The organism is Streptococcus mitis, assembly GCF_946188685.1.
GTDB lineage: Bacteria > Bacillota > Bacilli > Lactobacillales > Streptococcaceae > Streptococcus > Streptococcus mitis_CC.
Window position 1 is genome coordinate 63990 of the sequence record NZ_CAMHWH010000003.1, and the last position, 14473, is coordinate 78462.

At 39.8% G+C, this 14473-nt stretch carries 15 protein-coding genes; 4 read left to right on the forward strand and 11 right to left on the reverse strand.

Going from position 1 to position 14473, the window contains the following annotated elements; all coding sequences use genetic code 11:
- Both N8N51_RS03615 and N8N51_RS03620 read right to left on the reverse strand, forming a co-directional pair.
- The gene (locus N8N51_RS03615) at positions 1–819 is read right to left on the reverse strand and encodes a Cof-type HAD-IIB family hydrolase (protein ID WP_203180411.1); all 819 of its coding nucleotides are present in this window, start codon (positions 817–819) and stop codon (positions 1–3) included.
- Positions 819–1610 carry a Cof-type HAD-IIB family hydrolase gene (locus tag N8N51_RS03620; RefSeq protein ID WP_261103593.1) on the reverse strand — a complete coding sequence of 264 codons (792 nt, stop codon included), beginning with the start codon at positions 1608–1610 and terminating at the stop codon, positions 819–821. Before N8N51_RS03620 ends, N8N51_RS03615 begins: the two co-directional genes overlap by 1 nt.
- Positions 1611–1840: 230 nt before the next feature.
- On the opposite strand from N8N51_RS03620, the gene N8N51_RS03625 reads away from it, so the two are divergent.
- A complete protein-coding gene (locus tag N8N51_RS03625; protein ID WP_229294928.1) occupies positions 1841–2536 on the forward strand; it encodes a VIT1/CCC1 transporter family protein in 696 nt (231 codons plus the stop codon).
- 42 nt (positions 2537–2578) lie between these two features.
- On the opposite strand, the gene N8N51_RS03630 is transcribed toward N8N51_RS03625, so the two are convergent.
- The 6 genes from N8N51_RS03630 to N8N51_RS03655 all read right to left on the reverse strand — a co-directional run bounded on the left by N8N51_RS03630 (position 2579) and on the right by N8N51_RS03655 (position 9400).
- Entirely contained in the window at positions 2579–4567 is a 1989-nt protein-coding gene (locus N8N51_RS03630) for an ABC transporter permease (RefSeq protein WP_261103594.1), read from the reverse strand.
- Between the two features lies 1 nt (position 4568).
- A complete protein-coding gene (locus N8N51_RS03635; RefSeq protein WP_000173358.1) occupies positions 4569–5327 on the reverse strand; it encodes an ABC transporter ATP-binding protein in 759 nt (252 codons plus the stop codon).
- A 371-nt stretch (positions 5328–5698) separates the two neighbouring features.
- Positions 5699–5971, reverse strand: a complete 273-nt coding sequence (locus N8N51_RS03640; RefSeq protein ID WP_004254425.1) for a PspC domain-containing protein — start codon at positions 5969–5971, stop codon at positions 5699–5701.
- Positions 5972–6029: 58 nt separating this feature from the next.
- Positions 6030–6479, reverse strand: coding sequence for a SprT family protein (locus tag N8N51_RS03645; protein ID WP_020902859.1), 450 nt, complete (start codon positions 6477–6479; stop codon positions 6030–6032).
- On the reverse strand, positions 6466–8595 hold the full coding sequence (locus N8N51_RS03650) for a Tex family protein (RefSeq protein WP_261103595.1): 2130 nt from the start codon (positions 8593–8595) through the stop codon (positions 6466–6468). Before N8N51_RS03650 ends, N8N51_RS03645 begins: the two co-directional genes overlap by 14 nt.
- A 424-nt stretch (positions 8596–9019) precedes the next feature.
- On the reverse strand, positions 9020–9400 hold the full coding sequence (locus N8N51_RS03655) for a PBECR3 domain-containing polyvalent protein (protein WP_045611786.1): 381 nt from the start codon (positions 9398–9400) through the stop codon (positions 9020–9022).
- Between the two features lie 155 nt (positions 9401–9555).
- Between N8N51_RS03655 and N8N51_RS03660 the strand changes: the two genes are divergently transcribed.
- The 3 genes from N8N51_RS03660 to N8N51_RS03670 are packed head-to-tail and all read left to right on the forward strand — an operon-like array spanning position 9556 to position 11405.
- Complete coding sequence (locus N8N51_RS03660; RefSeq protein ID WP_004234728.1) at positions 9556–9687, forward strand: SPJ_0845 family protein; 132 nt, start codon at positions 9556–9558, stop codon at positions 9685–9687.
- Entirely contained in the window at positions 9688–10593 is a 906-nt protein-coding gene (locus N8N51_RS03665; RefSeq protein ID WP_261051217.1) for a permease, read from the forward strand. It begins immediately after the preceding gene.
- A complete protein-coding gene (locus N8N51_RS03670) occupies positions 10590–11405 on the forward strand; it encodes a TIGR03943 family putative permease subunit (RefSeq protein WP_045611789.1) in 816 nt (271 codons plus the stop codon). Before N8N51_RS03665 ends, N8N51_RS03670 begins: the two co-directional genes overlap by 4 nt.
- Positions 11406–11531: 126 nt before the next feature.
- Here the strand turns inward: N8N51_RS03670 and N8N51_RS03675 are convergent, their stop codons facing one another.
- The 3 genes from N8N51_RS03675 to N8N51_RS03685 form a co-directional block, all read right to left on the reverse strand.
- Positions 11532–12584 (reverse strand): hypothetical protein, encoded by a 1053-nt coding sequence (locus tag N8N51_RS03675; RefSeq protein WP_000521318.1) that lies wholly within the window; start codon positions 12582–12584, stop codon positions 11532–11534.
- Positions 12585–12592: 8 nt separating this feature from the next.
- Positions 12593–13366 (reverse strand): nucleotidyltransferase domain-containing protein, encoded by a 774-nt coding sequence (locus N8N51_RS03680; RefSeq protein ID WP_261010989.1) that lies wholly within the window; start codon positions 13364–13366, stop codon positions 12593–12595.
- A gap of 151 nt (positions 13367–13517) precedes the next feature.
- Positions 13518–14453 carry a bifunctional riboflavin kinase/FAD synthetase gene (locus N8N51_RS03685; protein ID WP_261103596.1) on the reverse strand — a complete coding sequence of 312 codons (936 nt, stop codon included), beginning with the start codon at positions 14451–14453 and terminating at the stop codon, positions 13518–13520.
- Between the last annotated feature and the right edge of the window lie 20 nt (positions 14454–14473).

Here is a 14473-nt window from a genome sequence, read left to right on the forward strand (position 1 = left end):
TTAATTCTCCTTTAGCACATATTCTTCGATAGCCCAGGCGACAGCTTCCTCATCGTTGGTCATAGGAGTTACCACATTTGCGACTTCCTTGACTTCAGGAACAGCGTTTTGCATGGCAACACCGAGTCCTGCCCACTCAATCATAGAAAGGTCATTGGCCTCATCACCACAGGCCATGACTTGGCTTTGGTCGATTCCAAGATGGCTGATTAGTTTAGCCAAACCTGTTGCTTTATGAACATTCTTTGGTGACCACTCTAGCAACATTTCACGTGATTTAAAGATTTCATATTGATCAAACAATTCTGGAGAAATCTTCTGAATGGCTGCATCCAAGGGTTCTTGAGCAAAGGCAGTCACGCATTTGTTGTAGGTCATTTGACTAGACAAGTCTGCAAAGTCCACTGGAACAAAAGTCAAAGCTGGATTAAATTTGGCATAAAGACTTTCTTGGTCGGATTGAATTTGATAAACAGTTCCTTCTGAGATAGCATCAAAAGGCAGTGATAATTTCTCTGTTTCCTCATACAAGCGTGCCACATCATCATATGAAAAAACTGTCTTATCAAGGATTTCACCTGTATTTTTCTGAACCAAACCACCATTAAAAGTAATGGTATACTCATCTTCTTGGCCTTCAGTCCCTAGCTCATGGAGAAAGAAATCCATAGCTTTTAAGGGACGACCAGTTGTCAATACAACCTTAATACCACGATCACGCGCAGCTTTCAAGGTTGCCTTGGTACGATCCGTCAACTTTTTATCAGTAGTCAGCAAAGTCCCGTCCAAGTCCAATGCAATCAATTTTATATCTGCCATTATAAGCCCTCCATATAAGCTATAACCGACTGGTCCTTATGGTGACCAATCACTGTCTCTGCTAATTCTAAAATTTCAGGTCGTGCATTTTCAGGAGCTACAGGATGTCCCACAACCTGCATCATATGCAAGTCATTTAGATTGTCTCCAAAAGCCATAACCTGATCCATTGTGATACCAAGTTTTTTAGCCAATTCAACAATAGCCACACCCTTATCGACATAGTCCAGAACAATATCAATGGATTCAAAGCCAGTTGTCATGGCCTTAACACCAGGCACGTTTTCGTTTACCCAAGCCTCCCCAGCTTCCAGCGTTTCTTCTGTGAAGTTGGTTGTAAATTTGAAAATGTCATCTGTGATATCTTCCAAACTCGCTACTTTTTGGATATTTTCATTATAGTGCTGACTCACTTTTAAATAAGTCTCATCAACTGTATCTAGCACATAAGAGCCTTTTTTCCCCGTCAAGAGCAATTTATTGATATCTACATAAGGTGACGTTTTCAGCTTTTCAAAAGTTGCCAGATAAAACTCACGAGACATGGTCGCTTCATACAAGTCTTGACCTTGATATTCTACCAAACTGCCATTTTCCGCGATAAAAATAATGTCATCACGAACATCAGCAAATAATTTTTCTAGAGATAAAAATCCGCGCCCCGAAGCCACCGCAAAGTAAATCCCTTTTTCCTTGTAGGAAACCAAGAGAGACTTGAGGCGGTCCATATCAAAGCGTCCATTCTCATCTAGGAAGGTTCCGTCCATATCTGTTGCTACTAGTTTAATCATAAAATCTTTCTTACTCCGATTAGTAAATCTACCTCCTATTATACCATAGATAACTAGAAAAAGGACGAGTCTATCAGCTTTGCATCTCTTTTATCCTTCTCTACTAGCTAGTGGTGTTTCTAACTTTTAAAAAAGCTCGTAAAATTAAAATCGTGCAACTTTTTTCAGATACTTTTAAAAGATTGATTTCATTACCTCTTTCCTTTATACTGGATAAAAAGGAGAATAGTATGTCAGAAACAAATCACGAAATCGATTCAAATTTTGCAGGTCGTTTAAATATCCTGCGTGCGGGTGTTCTTGGTGCTAATGATGGGATTATTTCCATCGCTGGTGTGGTTATTGGGGTTGCCAGTGCTACGAGCAATATCTGGATTATCTTTTTATCAGGATTTGCGGCTATTTTGGCCGGTGCCTTTTCGATGGCAGGTGGAGAATATGTGTCCGTTTCAACTCAAAAAGATACTGAGGAAGCGGCCGTTGCGCGTGAGCAAGTCTTGCTAGACCAAGATATGGAACTAGCCAAAAAGTCCCTCTATGCTGCCTATATTCAAAATGGCGAGTGTGAAACATCAGCCCAACTTCTCACCAACAAAGCCTTTTTAAATAATCCGCTCAAGGCTTTGGTAGAGGAAAAATACGGGATAGAGTATGAAGAGTTTACCAATCCTTGGCACGCTGCCATCTCTAGCTTTATTTCTTTTTTCCTTGGTAGCTTACCACCCATGCTTTCAATTACCATTTTCCCAAGTGAATACCGCATCCTTGCTACCGTCCTTATCGTCGGTGTGGCCCTTCTTCTCACTGGTTACACTAGTGCAAGACTTGGAAAAGCCCCAACCAAAACGGCTATGATTCGGAACCTTGCTATTGGTCTCTTGACCATGGGAGTTACCTTCTTACTCGGACAACTTTTCAGCATTTAGAAGACAAGAAATACCTCGATTTTGAAGTCGAGGTATCTTTTTTTACATTTGGACAATCTTGCGATAACTTCTTGAAGTAATCATGAAAATCAGCACATAGGCGATAAGGAAGATAGCGCAGATAGACAAGGTCACAATCAACATCATATTCGTATCTATTACACCAATCACTTTTAAAATCAGACTAAGCATATGGTAGGCAAAGGCGAGATGTATGAAGGCAAAAAGCAAAGGAAGAAAGAAAACAGTTAAAACCTGTTTGTTAATGGTTTGCTTGATTTGCTTTTGATCTAAACCGACTTTCTGCAAGATAATAAAGCGTTCACGGTCTTCGTAGCCTTCAGAAATTTGTTTGTAGTAGATGACCAGAACGGTTCCGACCATAAAGATAATGGATAGGAAAATACCGATAAAGAAGACACCACCAAAGAGGGCACTCATTTGAGCACTAGCATCTGATAGATTGCTACCATAAACATAGCTACCTTCCTTGTTTAATTGAGCATTAAATTGATTGAGGTATTTATCATATTCTTCAGCAACCTTGAGTTGTTCTTCTTCGCTGGCATTTACATTCATGCCACCGTAAAACTGATTATAGATAGCCGAATCTGGGAATTGATCCAAAAATGCTTGCAAATTAGGAACAACAAGGTAATTGTAATCAGCAGTCAAAATATTAAACTGATTTGGGACATGGTTGACAATGAAATCTTTAGTAAATTCTTCTTTGACAGAAAATTGATGATCGTTCAGAGTTAGAGTTTTCTGTTCTTTAACTCCCTCATTCTTTGCAAAGAGGCCGACCTCATTGCCTGATAGAGAAAGCTTCTGACCAGTCATATTTTCATAGTCTTTTTGGTCAAATACCATGAAGACTGTTTTAGGTTGAACACGATTTTGTCCCCTTTCAAAAATGGTTAACTTGGTTCCTTCTTGATTTGCAATACCAAAGTTACTGTAACGAAGCACTTCTTTCTCTTTGACACTATAACCTTTGTCACTTGCAAACTGGCTCAAGAGTTTGTCCAAGTCTTCTTTTTCAACATTTTGTCCAGTAATTCCAAAGTCATGCGGATTCATCACTTTTTTAAAGGATTCTGAGGCATTGAAAATGCTTGTCGCTGCAGACATGGTAACCAAGACCATTGTTGACAAAATAGCGATTGTTGCTAATCCAACTGCATTTTTCTTCATACGGAAAATCAAGTTAGAGACTGAGATAAGGTTATTTGGTTGGTAATAGTATTTCTTATTTTTCTTTAAGATTTGAAGGAAAACGGTAATCCCTGCATTGAACAAAAGATAGGTACCAAAGATAACCAGTAAAACAGCTAGGAAGAAAGTTGTTAGGGCTGTGAGAGGATCTTTTACAGTAAGGGCAAGATAGTAGCCAATCCCTAAACTTATGGAACCAAGAATAGTTTGTAGAGGTAGGAAACGACCTTTTTTCTCACCACTAGCTTTTTCACGAGAAAGCTGGAGGGCATTCATACGCGCGATTCGAAGAGCATTCAGGAACATGAGGCCTAGGAAAATCAAACCGAAGACAACAAGTACTGCAATGACAACATTCATTTGGAAGGTAGCGACTAGTTCTACCTTTAATTTCATCAGTTTGAGTAGGAAAGCGAAAATTAACTTGTCAAACAAGGCTCCAATACCGATACCCGCTCCAACAGTTAGAATCCCAAATACCACTAACTCCTTAAAGGTCATACTGATAAGATGACGCTTTTCCAAGCCCAACATGCCATAAATTCCTAGTTCCTTGGAACGGTTCTTCATGACAAAACTATTGGCATAGAGGACGATAATGGCTGACGCAAGGGTGACGACAAACATACCAAATCCAAGTGTAGCCTGAATGGTTGTTCCTCCACGGATTTCAGCAATCTTGGGATTGAAGGTTAGAGAGTAAAAGAGATAGGTGACAGTGACTGCCAAGAGAACAGCCAGCGCAAAAGGATAGTAGAGTTTGCGGTTTTTAATCAAGTTCGATACCGCTAACTTATTGGTTAATCGAAACATACTAATTCACCTCGCTTGCCATGACAGTCAAGGTATCAGAGATTTCTTGGAACATCTGACGCTCTGTCTTCTCTCCACGGTAGATTTGATTGTAAAGAATGCCGTCTTTGATAAAGAGCACGCGCTTGGCTCTGCTAGCTGCTGCCGTTGAGTGAGTTACCATGAGAATAGTTTGGCCGCGCTCATTGATTTCATCAAAGACATCAAGTAAGGCTGCAGATGATTTGGAGTCAAGGGCTCCTGTTGGCTCATCCGCAAGGAGAATTTCAGGTTCTGTGATGATGGCGCGTGCTACTGCTACACGCTGTTTCTGACCACCAGAAATCTCGTAAGGGTACTTCTCTTGTAATTGGTTGATTCCCAGATTCTCAGCTGTCACCACCAATTTCTTCATCATCTCCGTAATAGGTCTTCTTGACAAGACAAGTGGAAGCAAGATATTATCCTTAACAGATAGAGTATCTAGCAAGTTAAAGTCTTGGAAGACAAATCCTAGCTTTTCACGACGGAAGCTAGAGGCTTGTGAATTTTTAATGGTTGCGGTGTCCGTTCCATTTAAGTAAACCTGCCCACGACTTGGTTTATCCAGCATAGCTAGAATATTGAGAAGAGTTGATTTACCAGAACCAGACTCACCCATGATAGCGACGTAATCGCCTTTTTCGACGGTAAAGTGAATATCCTTGAGGGCTTCTACTTGGTTGCCCTGAAAACGAGTTTTATAAATTTTTTGAACGTGTTTTACATCTAAAAGTGTCATGAGAATCTCCTTTCTTAATATCCCATCAAATGAAATGTTGCTTGCATCATAGCGCACCCCAACTGAACGCGCTCGATATCTTTGTGGCTTAGTTTTCTTGTTTTCTTATGTAAGATTTTTTTCATGATGTTACTCCTTTGTTCTTTATGAGTCTAGTTTACATCAAAAAAAGACCGCTTGCCATAACCTAACCTTACAAAAAAGGCTTTAATCTTACATTTTTGTAAGATTGGGGGAATGTAGATATTTTATTAGAAATATTTTACCATAAAAAGAAAGCAAGAAGAAAACCCTTGCAGATACAAGGGTTCAAAAATTTTAAAATAGATTAGTCTAATTCATAGACTAACAGTAAAATAACTGTTTCTACCTCACCAAAACCAGCCTTCATTATCGTCAATGGCCTGGACTTCTTTGCGTTTGCGTGGGCCTGTTCCGTACATTTCTGCTTCGATTTCTTCCTTGGTAGGCATGATAGAAGCTAGGATGATATAGATAATCACGCCAAGTCCAAAGTTTGCAACTGTAAAAATGGCAAACAAGAAACGAACAAGGGTAACATCAAAGTTCCACTTATCTGACAGACCTGCCAGAACTCCTGAAATCATGCGATTTCGTCTCATTTTATAAAATTTACTGTTCATGATTTTTCCTCTTTCTGCTAGGTTAGACATAGTATATCACGGGTAGGCTCGGCTTTCATCAGTCCTCAGGCTGATTTATAAGTAGCAATTTACCTCTACAAAGTCCACAGCGATAGCGTTTGGTATCAATCTTTCGCTTTCGATGATACCTTTGCTGGCAGGATTGACAACGATAGAGTTTGGGTGGTTTAGAGTGGCTATTTGTCAAGGAGGGCACAAAGCGTAATCCATCCACTGCTTTCAACAGTTCCTTAAAATCCCGATCCTTGTGTTGATAGCCCTTCCCTTGAAAATAGAGGTGATAATGACAGAGTTCATGGCGGACAATTTTCCTAAAAACATCCAGACCGAGTTCCTGATAAACCTTGGGATTAAAATCCAAATGCCCATCTTTGGGGAAAAATCGCCCACCTGTCGAACGTAGACGCCTATTCCACTGAACATGATGGATAAAAGGTTTGCCGAAGTCTTCTAGTGAAACCTGCTTGACGTAATCAGTCAGTTTCATTTGGAGCGAGGAGCGACAGATTGACTTTTTCACGTTCAGTATCGATTTTCTTGACCCAAACGGTCACCAAATCTCCGACTGACACAACTTGACTAGGGTGTTTGATAAACTTGCGACTCATATGCGAAATGTGAATCAAGCCGTCTTCGTGAATTCCAATGTCAACGAAGGCACCAAAGTCAACTACATTACGCACCACACCCTCTAGCCTCTGACCAATCACTAGGTCTTTGATATCTAGGACATCTTGGCGGAGAACTGGAGCATCAAAGGAATCACGGAAATCTCGACCTGGTTTGAGAAGGTCTGCAATGATATCTTTAAGAGTTTCGGGACCAAGGTCGAGCTCTTGCGCCATTTCCTTGACTGAAAGCGACTTGAGTTTGCTTTGTGCTTCTTCGTTTAGGTCTTTAATATCTAAACGTTTGAAGAGGTCCTTAACCGCAGCATAGTTTTCTGGGTGAACTCCTGTATTATCAAGGATATTGCTACTTTCAGGGATACGAAGGAAACCAGCTGCCTGTTCAAAAGCCTTGGCACCTAACCGAGGAACTTTCTTGATTTGGGCACGTGAAGTGATTTTTCCTTCTTCCTCACGGTATTTGACGATATTTTCAGAAATGGTTTTATTGAGTCCAGCGACATGGGAAAGAAGAGCTGGGCTAGCCGTATTGACATTGACACCGACTTGGTTCACCACGGTATCGACAACAAAGTCCAGACTTTCAGACAGTTTCTTCTGGCTGACATCATGCTGGTACTGACCGACACCGATTGACTTAGGATCGATTTTAACCAACTCGGCAAGGGGATCTTGCAAACGACGGGCGATAGAAATAGCAGAGCGTTTTTCAACAGTCAAGTCTGGAAACTCCTGACGGGCAAGTTCACTGGCAGAATAGACCGAAGCACCACTTTCATTGACGATAACATAGCTGACTTCTGGAAAATCCTTAAGGACTTCTGCCACAAAGGCTTCACTTTCACGACTGGCCGTTCCATTTCCGATTGCAATGATTTCCACGCCGTACTGACCAATCAAGTCTGCCAGATCTTTCTTAGCTTCTTCGATTTGACGAGCTGATGCTGGTTTAACAGGATAAATAACCTGAGTTGTCAGCATTTTTCCTGTTGCATCCACGACAGCTAGCTTGGCACCTGTACGAAAGGCTGGGTCAAACCCAAGAACCACGCGCCCTTTCAGTGGAGCAACCAATAGGAGATTGCGCAAATTGTCAGAAAAGAGTTGGATAGCTCCTTCTTCTGCTTTCTCGGTTAATTCTGTCCGAATACGGCGCTCGATAGCAGGCAAGACTTTTTTCTTAACAGATTGCTGAACTACCTCATCTATGTAGGCATTTTTTACCTTAAAACGAGCAACAAAGAAGGCAAGGATACGGTCCGTTGCATGTTCAAAACCGACCTTCAAGACACCTAGCTTCTCCCCACGATTGAGAGCCAAGGTACGATAACCCTGCATATTTCCAACCGTCTCTGAAAAATCATAATAAATCTGAAAAACCTGCTTTTCATCAAGACTTTCATCCTTGACTTGAGAAGTGAGTTTAGAGTGTCTCAACACCTCCTGATAAGTTAGAGCGCGTAAATTGACATCCTCCGATAAGGCTTCGACCAAGATATCAACTGCACCAGCCAAGGCCTCCTTACCAGTCGCAAATCCTTCACAGACACACTTTTCAGCCTCTTTCTCTAAGTCCGCTACATTCTGCAAAATCAAGCGAGCAAGAGGAAAGAGTCCGGCTTCACGGGCAATGGTTGCCTTGGTCCGACGCTTTTCCTTGTATGGAAGATAGAGCTCTTCAACATCTGCTAGTTTTTCGGCTGCTAAGATTGCTTCTTCCAACTCCTTTGTCAACTTGCCTTGTTCTTGAATCTTAGCTAAAACAGCTTCCTTACGGTCGTTGAGATTGGTCAGACTTTTATCCAAGTCGATAATAGCCTTAATCGCCACCTCATCCAGACTACCAGTCATGTCCTTGCGATAACGCGCTATGAAGGGAATTGTCGCCCCTTCAGCTGTCAAACTTAGAACGGTATCGATTTGCTTTAACGTCACTCCCAAATCCTGAGAGATTTTTTCATATTTTTTATCCATAAATCTATTATACCACAAGCTAAACGTTTCAAATTAGCTCTTACAATTTTAAAACATAAGTTGGGAAATAAATTTACTTCATTTCAATATTCTATTCATTGAGAAGGTTTCAATTTAAAATTCTACTAGATTACAAAAAAATCTATGAGTAATTTCACTGTTTTTATTTTTTACAAAACGCTTTATAAAGCTATTTGTTGAAGTTAACGAATCAATTTTCAGAGCAAATAAAAAATCGCATGCCTGAGCCTGCGGTGAGTGTAATCTTTTTTGAAATTTTTAAACAAAAAAGGAGCATTAAGCTCCCTCCTTTGAAATAACGGACACTTGGCTGGTCGGTGTACCCAGCATCTCAGATACCTTTTTCAAGGTGCGGCAGGAACCTTTCTGCCCTCAAATGTCTTTCTTTAATATTATTCTAGCACTATCTACTTTTTTTGTCAAGTTTTCTCAATCTACCAGACTTAATACGACCTTGTAACTTGTAATCTTGTAAACGATACATGGTCGGAACATAAAAGAAATCGCCACTTTTATGTAACTTAATCGCAACAAGAACATTATTATCAAATCTTTTTACATATTCAAAACTAGCATCTTTCTCTCGTGGATTGACCCCGACGAAATCTGGGTTCCTTAGTATGAGTTCCAGATCTTCGATATGATGAATCACATCATTATGATGCCGTTTCAACATATGACTTCTTAAACCTTCTTTGTTAACTTTAATATCACTAGCTTCAAGAACAATATTAAAAATTTCTTTTACTTCGTCAGTTACCTGACCGATCTTTTTATGTTCCATCATTTCCTCCGTTATTTCACAATTATTATATCATAATCATAGTGTATATTTGGATATATCACGCTCTATTATTCGTTAGATACTCAATTTTAACTTTTCACTTTTCCTCAAAATAATAGTATAATAGAGGTAGAATTTAGAATCGAGGTACACCTATGGCTGTAAAATTTACAAAAACGGACGACTTGGACAAGATGTTTGAAGAGTTTGCTAAACTCCCAGATTTGAAGCAAGTCACTTTCCCTGATGACAAAGAGAAAAAAGCTAAAGCAGAAAAGAAAAACTAGATGACTGCTTTCCAACAACTCCCATCTAGCGTGCTTCAGACTGGGGCTATTTTTCTCTCTATAATCATTGAAGCCCTACCCTTCGTTCTGATAGGAAGTATTGTTTCAGGGCTGATTGAGGTTTATATCACACCTGAAAAGGTTTATCATTTTCTCCCTCGAAATCGTTGGGGGAGAATCTTTTTTGGGACCTTTGTCGGGATGCTTTTCCCTTCTTGTGAATGTGGAATCGTCCCCATTATCAATCGTTTTCTGGAAAAAAAGGTTCCCAGTTACACAGCCGTTCCCTTTCTTGTGACAGCACCTGTTATCAATCCCATTGTTCTCTTTGCGACCTATTCTGCCTTTGGCAACTCATTCCACGTTGCCCTGTTACGAGCTCTTGGTTCCATTCTTGTGGCTGTGATACTTGGGATTTTTCTAGGATTTTTCTGGCAAGAACCGATTCAAAAAGAAGATCGGTTGGCTTGTCATGAGCATGATTTTTCTCACTTGAGCTCTGCAAAAAAAGTTTTTCAGGTCTTTGTGCAGGCCATTGATGAATTTTTTGATACGGGGCGTTATTTGGTATTTGGCTGTCTCTTTGCCTCTGTTATACAGGTCTATGTTCCGACACGGATTCTGACCTCTATCAGTGCAACCCCTCTTTTTGCCATCCTGCTCTTGATGATTTTAGCCTTTCTTCTTTCTCTCTGTAGTGAGGCTGATGCTTTTATCGGATCTTCTCTTCTCTCGAGTTTCGGCTTAGCACCAGTTTTGGCCTTTCTCGTAATTGGCCCAATGCTGGATATCAAAAATATTCTCATGATGAAAAATTACTTGAAAGCACGATTTATCAGTCACTTCATTACGATTGTGACACTCGTTGTCTTAGTATATTCTCTCTTGATTGGAGTCGTCCTATGATTCGATTTTTAGTTTTAGCTGGCTATTTTGAATTGACTATTTATCTCCATCTGTCCGGCAAATTAAACCAGTACATCAACATGCACTATTCCTATCTGGCCTATATTTCCATGGTGCTTTCCTTTATCTTGGCAATCGTCCAGCTGTATATCTGGATGAAGCAAGTCAAAACCCACAGTCATCTGAATAGCCGATTATCTAAAGGAACTAGTATTGCTCTTCTTGCCATTCCAATTGTCGTCGGTTTAACTTTTCCAACTGTTAGCTTGGATTCTCAGACCGTTTCTGCCAAAGGCTATCAATTCCCCTTATCAGAAGGCACGGATCAAGCCATTCAGACAAGTGAAGGGACGACAAGCCAATATTTGAAACCAGATACCAGTTCTTATTTTTCAAAAACAGCCTATGAAAAGGAGATGCGAACTGCGGCGGATAAATACTTGTCCCAAGATAGCATTCAGATTACGAATGAAAACTATATGGAAGTCATGGAAGCTATCTACGACTATCCAGATGAGTTTGAGGGTAAGACAGTCCAGTTCACTGGCTTTGTCTATAATGACCCCAGTCATGCCAATAGCCAATTTCTGTTCCGCTTCGGCATTATTCACTGTATCGCGGATTCAGGTGTCTATGGATTACTGACCAAGGGAAATACCCGTCAGTATGAGAACAACACCTGGATAACAGCCAAAGGAAAACTGGTCAATCACTACCATAAAGAACTCAAACAAAACCTCCCAACCTTGGAAATCGATAGCTTTACCAAAGTCGATAAACCAGAAAATCCCTATGTATATCGCGTGTTTTAAAAAAGCAAGCTAAGACCATAAAAGTTAAAACGAACAAGTTCTTTTCTGAATAACAGAAAAAGAGCCTGTTCGTTTTTTGTTAAATAGTCTATAGTAAGATGTCATTTTTGATGTTTTATAACTTTCTTATGTTGTATAAAAATCTATTGACAAATCGCTATCAGACTCGTATTTTTTCCAAGCTAAGCTGAATCCATAATAATCTTCAAATTCAGGGTGCCAGTCATAATAAAGTGGAATACGACTATATTTTCTTGCAACAACTTCGTCTTCAAATTCTGGAGATTCCCCAGCAGTAATACCAAATTGAAGGCCATTTAGTTCCCAGCTATTGCCCCAAACGTTTTCATCTGAGAGAACATCGATCCATCTCGAGGCATCAATATCAAAATCAGCACACAACTCTAGTTCATAGAATCTTCTACAGTTAATCTCTGAAGGCTTTATATAAAGGGCGCTATCTACTTGGTACTTTTTATCTTTGACTTGAATCTGTGTGATTTTCATTGGAATCGGAACTCCATTTAATTCTAACCAGAAATAGCCTAAGGGAGTTTTGATAACGTAATATGTTTGCTGAGGCGCTGGTTTAGAGTTTTTAGAGCAAGCATCAAAAATTCTTCCAAGCTTAATTAAATTTCTACAAACGTTTTTCGAAGTGATTGGGTCGAAATATGAATACCTACGAATGACACGTTTTAACTTTTGAACAGGAAAAGTAATATCCCTTGGTAGGGCATGATACTTCTGCACAACTAATGCAGTTTTTTCAGTATTTTCCTTCCCTACTGGGACAATAACAGCGTGCCCAATATGGATATTTGGGTCATCGCAGATATAAGTATAGCCATTTCCTCCCTCCTGAAACTCAACAACAACGATATTTAACTCTTGATCCGGATCAAAGAGAGGCTCGACCTTTTCAACTTCTTGGCGTTCATAAAAAGTAAAGCGATCTCCATCTCCGTCTTCGCCAAAAACCATGAAACTACCGCATTTAGGACACTTCCACATATAAAATGAAGCCTCTGAAATGTCTTCATAAGAAATTGAATCATTACCATCTTTTTTATTCATGATTTCTACTAACAACTCATCCGAGTAAACTGAATAAGCATTTGAATCGGGCGACCTATGGTCGTTCATCGCTTGCCCGCATTTACATGTCCATTTACCCATAAACAACCTCAGTCATGCCCTAATTCTTCAAGAAAAAATTGATTTAGAGCTTTCCAGTCTTTCTTCACCTCGGTAACACTTTGAACGTATGCATCCAGCTCTTTGATGTTTTTGATGATGTAGTGCTGGATTGGCATTATCGGATCAATTTCCATACCTTCAGGCCCATTTATCTTAATGTCTAGCAAGCTTGAAACATGCTCCTGCATTTGAGACGGAAGTAATTCTTTGACCAAATCATCAAACAAAATCGGTGGAACAGAATGGTATTTTTCAATCCAGCGACAAGCCAAAATAGGACGCAGCGCATAGAAATACTTTTTAGGTTTGACCTTATCTCCTGAAAGATACTTATTCATTTGAGTTCTTGCAGTGTTCAAGTAATGGTACAGCATTTTTTTCTCAGAAAAATACTGGGTTGCAAGAGGACGTATTCGTTCAATAAAATCCGTCTGTTGATAAATAATTGGAGACTGTAACCATTCAAATAGTGTAGGATTAGACTTATAAAAAAGTTTTAAAGTCTTGTCTAAATCCCAGCCACTCACATCCCAAGTATCGTCAATTGGTAGCTCGATAACATCGCGCTGTTCATTCAAACGGAGATAAAACTCTTGCTTGTGTTTGTAGATAAATCGTACATCAAAGTCACTATCGGGAGACTCAAAGCCCCATGCACGACTACCAGACTCAATAGCCCACAAAACTGTGACATCGAAATCACGCTCAATTTCTGCTAATTTTTCGGGTACCAGAACATTCATTTCTTCTTGCGTTTGCATAATAAAGCCTCGTCTATAATTTGAACATAAACAGTTACTAAAATAGGAAACTAGGAGGACTGAAAGTGCTTTGTATCAAACTATCAAAACTACTACCAAAATAACTAATCCATCTAATAGCTTTTTCAGACGTTTTCTATACCTGAGACCTTTAAATGACAGAATCTCCATCCTTCCAATTCCGAGCAATTTCTTCATCCTTCTGGAGTTGGTCTACCAGTTCTTCAACGGAGTCAAATTTGACCATTTCTCGGACACGGTCTAACCAGTAGACAATAACTGTTTCACCGTAAATGTCATCTGAAAAATCAAAAATATTGACTTCAAAACGTGGCTCTTCTCCATCGAAAGTAACATTTTTCCCGACACTCGCCATTCCACGATATCTTTTACGCTGCACTTCAATATCGACTACGTAAACACCATCTGCTGGCATATAGGTTCGATCTCTTAAAACTAAGTTTGCTGTTGGGTAACCGATAGTCCGTCCACGAGCATTCCCATGAACAACCATTCCACGTGATGGTAGAGGAGTGCCAAGTAACTGACCAGCTTCTCTGACATCTCCATCAAGAATAGCTTGACGAATACGAGTAGAACTAATTTTCCCCTTTTCATCCTCAACGGGAGGAACAATAATGATTTCTCCATCAAAATAATCCTTCAAATCATCCGCAGTTTTCTTATCAGAACCAAACGTGTAATCAAATCCCGCTACGATAATCGCTGGTTTTAAAGCTCTAACATAGGTATCAAAGAACTCTTGACCCGTTAAACTAGCAAATTTACTACTAAAGTCAAGTAAGAAAAGAGCCTCTACTCCATGCCATTTCATCTTATGTTCCCGTTCTTCATGGCTGACAATATGAAGCATTAATTCTGGCTTGTACGGTTGCAAAGCAAGCTTAGGAGACTCTGTAAAGGTCATCACGACAACTGGTAGATAATCTTTCATAGAAGCCTTGCTAGCTACTTCAAAAAGCTTCTGATGTCCCTTATGAATACCGTCAAAATAGCCTAATACAAGAACTGTTTTATCCGGTACTGCGATGTCTTTTTCATTTTTTATAGGTACTGTTGTAATCATGAAACTATTATATCATAGAG

What these genes read in the sequence shown, in the direction of transcription:
- N8N51_RS03655 (WP_045611786.1), bottom strand. Translation starts at nt 9,400, where the DNA reads ATGGAACATAAAAAGATCGGTCAGGTAACTGACGAAGTAAAAGAAATT.
- N8N51_RS03650 (WP_261103595.1), bottom strand. Translation starts at nt 8,595, where the DNA reads ATGGATAAAAAATATGAAAAAATCTCTCAGGATTTGGGAGTGACGTTA.
- N8N51_RS03640 (WP_004254425.1), bottom strand. Translation starts at nt 5,971, where the DNA reads ATGAACAGTAAATTTTATAAAATGAGACGAAATCGCATGATTTCAGGA.
- N8N51_RS03670 (WP_045611789.1), top strand. Translation starts at nt 10,590, where the DNA reads ATGATTCGATTTTTAGTTTTAGCTGGCTATTTTGAATTGACTATTTAT.
- N8N51_RS03615 (WP_203180411.1), bottom strand. Translation starts at nt 819, where the DNA reads ATGGCAGATATAAAATTGATTGCATTGGACTTGGACGGGACTTTGCTG.
- N8N51_RS03625 (WP_229294928.1), top strand. Translation starts at nt 1,841, where the DNA reads ATGTCAGAAACAAATCACGAAATCGATTCAAATTTTGCAGGTCGTTTA.
- N8N51_RS03680 (WP_261010989.1), bottom strand. Translation starts at nt 13,366, where the DNA reads ATGCAAACGCAAGAAGAAATGAATGTTCTGGTACCCGAAAAATTAGCA.
- N8N51_RS03665 (WP_261051217.1), top strand. Translation starts at nt 9,688, where the DNA reads ATGACTGCTTTCCAACAACTCCCATCTAGCGTGCTTCAGACTGGGGCT.
- N8N51_RS03635 (WP_000173358.1), bottom strand. Translation starts at nt 5,327, where the DNA reads ATGACACTTTTAGATGTAAAACACGTTCAAAAAATTTATAAAACTCGT.
- N8N51_RS03645 (WP_020902859.1), bottom strand. Translation starts at nt 6,479, where the DNA reads ATGAAACTGACTGATTACGTCAAGCAGGTTTCACTAGAAGACTTCGGC.
- N8N51_RS03675 (WP_000521318.1), bottom strand. Translation starts at nt 12,584, where the DNA reads ATGGGTAAATGGACATGTAAATGCGGGCAAGCGATGAACGACCATAGG.
- N8N51_RS03660 (WP_004234728.1), top strand. Translation starts at nt 9,556, where the DNA reads ATGGCTGTAAAATTTACAAAAACGGACGACTTGGACAAGATGTTTGAA.
- N8N51_RS03630 (WP_261103594.1), bottom strand. Translation starts at nt 4,567, where the DNA reads ATGTTTCGATTAACCAATAAGTTAGCGGTATCGAACTTGATTAAAAAC.
- N8N51_RS03620 (WP_261103593.1), bottom strand. Translation starts at nt 1,610, where the DNA reads ATGATTAAACTAGTAGCAACAGATATGGACGGAACCTTCCTAGATGAG.
- N8N51_RS03685 (WP_261103596.1), bottom strand. Translation starts at nt 14,453, where the DNA reads ATGATTACAACAGTACCTATAAAAAATGAAAAAGACATCGCAGTACCG.